Annotated in this window: 5 protein-coding genes and 1 pseudogene; 2 read left to right on the forward strand and 4 right to left on the reverse strand. The window is 52.5% G+C overall.

Annotation, left to right across the window (positions count from 1 at the left end; translation table 11 throughout):
- Positions 1-180: 180 nt before the first annotated feature.
- Positions 181-1991, reverse strand: a pseudogene (gene edd / locus ACTBDZ_RS14045) (phosphogluconate dehydratase).
- Positions 1992-2097: 106 nt separating this feature from the next.
- Between edd and ACTBDZ_RS14050 the strand changes: the two are divergent.
- Complete coding sequence (locus ACTBDZ_RS14050; RefSeq protein ID WP_438815782.1) at positions 2098-2241, forward strand: hypothetical protein; 144 nt, start codon at positions 2098-2100, stop codon at positions 2239-2241.
- A 44-nt stretch (positions 2242-2285) separates the two neighbouring features.
- On the opposite strand, the gene gntT is transcribed toward ACTBDZ_RS14050, so the two are convergent.
- The gene (gene gntT / locus ACTBDZ_RS14055) at positions 2286-3620 is read right to left on the reverse strand and encodes a gluconate transporter (protein ID WP_438815779.1); all 1335 of its coding nucleotides are present in this window, start codon (positions 3618-3620) and stop codon (positions 2286-2288) included.
- 297 nt (positions 3621-3917) lie between these two features.
- Here gntT and ACTBDZ_RS14060 point away from each other — a divergent pair, with 297 nt between their 5' ends.
- Positions 3918-4445, forward strand: coding sequence for a gluconokinase (locus ACTBDZ_RS14060; protein WP_438815780.1), 528 nt, complete (start codon positions 3918-3920; stop codon positions 4443-4445).
- Between the two features lie 4 nt (positions 4446-4449).
- Here ACTBDZ_RS14060 and gntR read toward each other — a convergent pair whose 3' ends face one another.
- Together gntR and ACTBDZ_RS14070 are read right to left on the reverse strand one after the other, a co-directional pair.
- Entirely contained in the window at positions 4450-5445 is a 996-nt protein-coding gene (gntR, locus tag ACTBDZ_RS14065; protein ID WP_438815781.1) for a gluconate operon transcriptional repressor GntR, read from the reverse strand.
- Positions 5446-6018: 573 nt separating this feature from the next.
- Positions 6019-6118: hypothetical protein (locus ACTBDZ_RS14070; protein ID WP_438813920.1), on the reverse strand; the 100-nt coding region annotated here is incomplete at its 5' end.

The raw sequence follows: 6118 nt of genomic DNA on the forward strand, positions 1-6118 counted from the left end.
GTTACGGATGGTAACGTGGGGAGTACTCATGCTGATTGGTCTGCAAAAAGCAGTAATAAATTCAGAACTTCAGAATACTGTCAAGTCCCGAAAAAAGAAAAATCAGGTGCGGAATGACGGTTACACGTTTATCTGTGCTTAAAACGTACCTGACATCTCACTGCGTTGATACAACTGAGCCTAACGGTAAGGGATTGCGCTGGCACCCTGTTCCGCTCCGGTAATGTTCTCGCGCAGTGCGGTAAACAGTTCGCGCCCCATCCCTACATGGGAAGCGGATAAGTCCGGCTGTTCTGGATGTCGTTGCGCCAGTATCGCTTCATCCACCAACAGACTGATCTCACCCGTGATGCCATCAACGCGCATCATGTCGCCATCCTGAACTTTTGCCAGCAGGCCGCCGACGTACGCTTCCGGTGTGACATGAATGGCGGCAGGCACCTTGCCGGATGCGCCTGACAGACGACCATCGGTGACCAGCGCAACGTTGATGCCTCGGTCCATCAGCACACCGAGCGGCGGCATCAGTTTGTGCAGTTCTGGCATACCTATCGCTCTTGGTCCCTGATAACGCACCACCACCACGCAATCGTGGTCCAGACGGCCGGTTTTAAAGGCGGCATCGACATCATTCTGATCGTTGAATACCACGGCTGGTGCGACAATCGTTTGTCGTTCTTGCGGCACGGCGGAGGTCTTCATTACTGCGCGTCCCAGATTACCGGAAAGCACTTTGGTGCCACCGTGTTTGGCAAACGGTGTTTCCAGCGGGGCGATCACCTCGGCATCCAGCGACACCTGTGGGCCATCGCGGTAGACCAGTTTGCCGTCTTCCAGGAACGGCTCCTGGGTGTAGCGATGCAGACCAAAGCCCGCTACGGTATGGACATCGTCGTGCAGCAAGCCACCGCGCAGCAATTCTCGCACCAGAAGCGATACGCCGCCCGCCGCCTGAAAATAGTTGATGTCGCCAGGTCCGTTGGGATAGATGCGACACAGCAACGGCACCACCTCGGACAGTTCAGAAAAATCATCCCAGGTGACGGTAAAACCGGCGGCTTTTGCCATCGCCACCAGGTGCATGGTGTGGTTGGTCGAGCCGCCGGTCGCCAGCAGGGCGACGATACCGTTGACGATCACTTTTTCGTCCACCAGTTGCCCGACGGGCAGATAATCGCCCGCATTTTCCGTCATTCGGGTGACCTGACGTGCAGCGGCTTCTTTCAGCGCATCGCGCAGCGGAATATCCGGGTAGACAAACGAGGAGCCGGGCAGATGTAGCCCCATGATCTCCATCACCATTTGGTTCGAGTTGGCGGTGCCGTAAAAAGTACAGGTTCCCGCACCGTGGTAAGCACTGGCCTCGGATTCCAGCAGCGCATCGCGGCCTACTTTGCCTTCAGCATACAGTTGGCGGATGCGCACTTTCTCTTTGTTGGAGATGCCAGTGCGCATCGGGCCTGCGGGCACGAAAACGGTAGGCAGGTGACCAAAAGAGAGAGCGGCAATAAACAGCCCCGGGACAATTTTGTCGCATACACCCAAAAAAAGTGCGCCATCAAACATGTTGTGTGACAGGCCGATCGCCGCCGACATCGCAATCAGATCGCGGCTAAGCAGGGAGAGTTCCATTCCGTCTTGCCCCTGTGTGACGCCGTCGCACATGGCAGGGACACCGCCAGCGACCTGACCGACAGCGCCCACGGTGTTCAGTGCCTTTTTGATCAGATCCGGATAGCGTTCATAGGGCTGGTGGGCAGAGAGCATGTCATTGTAAGAGGTAATGATGCCGATGTTGCTTTTGATCATGTTCTTCAAATCGGCTTTGTCTTCAGGTGAACAGGCCGCGAAGCCGTGTGCCAGGTTGCCGCAGGCCAGCTCGGATCGGTGTACTGTTTTTTGGTTGCGGCAATCCGTGCCAGATAACGGCTGCGTTCGGCGTGGGAACGAGACAGGATGTTGTGGGTAACGCGTGCAACAATAGGATTCATGCTATGCACCATGTGGGTCACGTATTCAATGAGTGTATTGCTACATAGTCTGGCATGCAAAAAAGGTGTTTAAAACCAGCCTGAATGCATGAAGAGAACATAGAGCATGAATACTATTTTTATTGCGGAGCAACACATTGAATACGTGACCGATAATTCAGAGGATGGCAAGCAGGAACGCGATCGCTTCTATCCGCAGTTTGTTCGCTCACAAACTGGCGTAGGCGCATCACGCAGTGTGTCTCATTAAGTGATTCGGTTGCCTCCGAAACGGAGGCAACCATAACATACCGTTTAGATAACCATACTCAGCAGCAAGCAACCAATCAGGCCACACACCGCAATAATGGTTTCCAACGCCGACCACGACTTCATAGTTTCACCAATGGTCAGGTTGAAATACTCTTTGAACAGCCAGAAACCCGGATCGTTCACGTGAGAGAAAATCACGCTACCGGAACCGACGGCAAGCACCATCAGCTCTGGGCTCACACCGGTAATGGTGAGCAACGGCGCAACAATACCGCCCGCAGTCATGGCTGCAACGGTCGCCGACCCCAGCGCCAGACGCAGCGCAGCGGCAATCGCCCATCCCATCAGCAGCGGCGACAGCGTACTGCCCGCCATCAGCGTTTCGATATACTTGGCAACGCCACCATCCACCAGGATTTGTTTAAACGCGCCGCCGCCACCGATCACCATCAGCATCATCGCGATAATCTTGATAGAGTCGTTGATGGTATCCATCACCTGATCCATGGTGCGACCGCGATTAAGCCAGAAGGTGAAGATCGCTACGACCACGGAAATCAGCGTTGCCATCACTGGATCGCCCAGGAATTCGGCATAGCCCAACACCGGGTTACCTTTTTGCAGCGTCATTTCTGCCACCGCACGGCCGATCATCAGAATAACCGGAATCAGGGTAGTGAATACGCTGATACCAAAGCCCGGCATCTCATGCTCAGCAAAGACTTTCGGGTTATGCAATCCAGCAGGAATCGGTTTATCGATACTTTTCAGGAAGCGCGCGTAAACCGGTCCTGCCAAAATCACGGTTGGGATAGCAATCAACGTACCGTACAACAGGGTTTTGCCCATGTCGGCTTTGAACAGAATAGCAATAGCCGTCGGGCCCGGGTGCGGAGGCAACAACGCGTGGGTTACGGACAATGCAGCAGCCATCGGCACGCCGATAAACAGTAAAGGGATACGCGCAGCGGCAGCGATGGTGAACACCAACGGCAGCAACAGCACAAAACCCACTTCATAAAACAACGCAAAACCAACAGTGAAACCGGTCAATACCACCGCCCACTGGATGCGCCCCTTACCGAATTTATCGATAAGCGTCGTCGCAATGCGCTGAGCACCGCCGCAGTCCGCCAGCAGTTTACCCAACATGGCACCAAAGCCCATGATCAGGGCCAGACTTCCCAGCGTGCCGCCTACCCCGTTTTTGATGGAGGTGATGACACCATTGACGTTAAACCCACCCTGGGTGGTGTAGCCCAATGCCAAACCCACGGCCAGCGACACCAGAATCAATGAAATGAACCCGTTCAATTTGCAACGGATCATCAATAGCAGCAGCAGGGCAACCCCGATTGTTACAATGATTAATGGCATAATAATTCTCTGATATAGGAATCGTACAGATGCTGTCAACGAGTACAGTCAGATCTATAAATGCTAATTTTACATCAAGATAGCGTTCTTTTTGTTACCTGGTAGCGAAAGCTGCCGAGCTTTGGGGGCCAAAGCCTGACGCGTCGGAGTAGCGGTTTGCGCCCTCATCAGCTTCATCGGTAATCTGTGATTTTTGTCACACCCCTGCTTGTTACCGGCATAATGATACCGGTAACGTGATAAAATGCGAAACTATCATATGGGCTTAAATATTCATTTTGAGATAGAGATCAAACTATGGTGGGACAAAGCATCATCATCATGGGCGTATCTGGGTGTGGTAAATCCAGTTCTGGAGCGGCTATTGCAAATGCGCTGGGCGCTAAATTCATTGATGGCGACGATCTGCACCCGCGCGCCAACATTCAGAAAATGGCAAGCGGCCAGCCTTTAGACGACAACGATCGCGCGCCGTGGCTTGAGCACCTTAACGATGCGGCCTACAGCCTGCGCCACAAAAATGAAGTGGGTTTGATCGTCTGCTCTTCCTTAAAGCGCCGTTATCGGGATCGTCTGCGTCAGGGCAATCCTGATATGTTGTTCCTTTATATGAAGGGCAGCTTTGACGTTATTCTGGAACGTCTGAAAGCGCGCGCCGGGCATTTTATGCCTACCGATCTGCTCAAAAGCCAGTTCGATGCGCTGGAAGAGCCAGCGGCAGATGAAACTGACGTGGTGAGTATCGATATCGATGGCACCTTTGATGAGGTTGTCGCTCGTGGTCTGGCGGCATTGCGCAACGCGGGTGTCGTTTCTCGTCGCTAACGGCTTAAATGCTGCCGCCATGCAGGATCGTGAAGCCCAAATCCAACCGTGGAGGGGTAACAACCTCTTCGCGCAACCGGGCCAGCAGTCGCTCTGCGGCCACCTGCCCCATGCGTTCACGTGGCGTCAGCACACTGGCCAGTTTTGGTTCCATCGACTGGCCAATATCGTGTCCATGAAAACCGGCGATCGCCATTTGATCGGGGATACACAATCCTTGCCGCTGACACTCAAAGGCCGCACCGATCGCGATATCATCGTTGGTGCAAAACAGGCTGTCGGTCTCCGGGTAGCGCTCACGCGCTTCTCTCATCAGTTCACCGCCCAGGCTGTACGACGAGGGGCGATCGGTACTGACATCTCGCGGCGTCAACCCGGCATCACGCATCGCTTGTTCGTACCCTTGCATCTTGATAAAGGTACGTTCATCCAGACGCGAGCCGAGATAAACCGGAAAACGGTGCCCACGGGCCAACAGCACCTGAGTCATCTGGTAGGCCGCTTCAAAGTTGTTAAATCCCACCGCCAGATCGATACAGGGCGACTCGCTGTCCATGATTTCAACAACCGGGATGCCCGCCACTTCAATCATCTTGCGTGTGCGCTCCGTATGGGAACGTTCAGAGAGGATAAGGCCATCAATATTGTAGGAAAGCAGTGACATCAGGCGCATCTCTTCGCGCTCGGCGTGGTAACCATAGTGTGCCAGCATCGTCTGGTAACCGTGCGCATCCGTCACGCGTTCAATGCCGCGCAATACCTCGGCAAACACCTGATTGGTCAATGAAGGAAGCAGAACACCAATCGCCCGACTGGTGGCATTCGATAAAATCTCCGGTGCCCGGTTGGGAATGTACCCCAACTCATCCAGCGCAGCGGCGATGCTGTCACGCAGTGCCGCCGATACCTTCTGCGGATCGCGCAGGTAGCGACTGATGGTCATTTTAGTGACGCCAACACGATTGGCCACATCTTGCAAACCTGGTCTTTTCTTCTTCATTTTCAATCGATTGAAATATTGTTGGCCGGTCCCTTAGTGTAACAAAGAAAACCAGCGCTGTCTGTGTGGCGGTGACAGGATAGTCACCAGTACAATGCCCGAGCCAACATAGCAATCCAACAACAAATAATGATGAAACAACCCTACGTTTTCCTTATTACCCATTAAAAAAACGTCACTAAAAATAATCAAGATTACGCAGTGATAAAAGACACGTCACGGTCCATGGTTAATAGCACCATGCTTTCCTTATCGGCTTAAAAATAATATTTTTCTACAGAGATCAATATTTAAAAAACCCAAACTAATTTTTATTTTTTCCATTATTATTTTAGATAATATCGCCCGTTACCGCCGGACCGATATCGCACTTTTTGCACCGTTCTTCCCCATGCACAACACAACGTGATCTTCATCACAAAATAATTTTCACATTGGCTGAATCGAGTAAAGCGTGACCATAAAACCCATTATTACCGGTATCATTTGAGTATATAGTGGTTTCATCACCGTCAGGGCGTCCTGATGTAGAGCCTATTGGAGAGATACGCTAAATAGCTGTTCCTAATACCGCTACACTTTTGCCTGTCCATGTTTTCCACTGGGAAACGGGCTGACGGTTTCCATGAAGCGGCGAACCTTGTTCAGTAACTGCCACATTGAACAGCATTGA

The organism is Symbiopectobacterium sp. (genome assembly GCF_051710365.1).
Taxonomy (GTDB): Bacteria; Pseudomonadota; Gammaproteobacteria; order Enterobacterales; family Enterobacteriaceae; genus Symbiopectobacterium.